The following is a 759-nucleotide window of genomic DNA, read 5'->3' on the forward strand; positions in this document are numbered from 1 at the left end:
TTTCGTGTATGATTTGTTACGGAAAAATCGGCAAGATTTTTCCGAGTTAAGAACCAAAGATAGCAAAAGCGCGTGGATTTTCCGATAGGAAAATCCGCCGTAATGAATTATACACGTTGTTACCTGCTGTGCTTTATTTAATTGTTCTTTTTAATAATTTCTATAAATATTCGTCCATTTAAAGGCGTCCAAATTTCTGTAAAACCATCTTCCTCATTTTTAATTCTTTGAAATTCAAATACTTTGTCGCTTGTTAAATTCCCCAAATATTTTAGAGGTATTTCTTTAACAATTCCGAAAAGTAATTTGTCTCCTCCTTCGCAAGTTGTGGAAATATGTAATTCAGTTGGTTCAAAAGTCAATTCATATTCCAATTTACCATTCTTATCATAAATTTTCCAAATTCCAGTTCGGTAATAATGAAATGCACGAAATGGTCCGCCAACACCACATCCAATGTATGAACCTAATTTGTAATTCCCTTCCATTTTCAAGATTCCGTTTTCAAAGTATTCTTTCCAATGTCCAACCTTTAAGTCACTAATTCCATTTTTGTCAACAGCTACTGCACCTTTTCCGATTAAAATTCCGTTGCGAGTTAATTCAATTATTGAGTCTTGTTCTGGAAGTCCGTTTTTCAATTCTCCAAATTGTTTATTATTCGAAATGTAAATTCCATCTTCTTGTCCAATTACAAACTGAAACTGAAAAAGAATTATTAAAATGTAAGCGATGTTCTTCATTTTTTCGGCATTGCAG

The 759-nt window shown here is 32.5% G+C and carries 1 protein-coding gene; it reads right to left on the reverse strand.

Translation table 11 applies throughout. The features are described from left to right. Nucleotides 1–137 precede the first annotated feature (137 nt). Nucleotides 138–759, reverse strand: a 622-nt coding sequence (locus ACY2RU_RS17735) for a toxin-antitoxin system YwqK family antitoxin (RefSeq protein ID WP_490139820.1), incomplete at its 5' end; no start/stop codon positions are given.

It is taken from the genome of Ulvibacter sp. 2305UL32-6 (assembly GCF_058148545.1).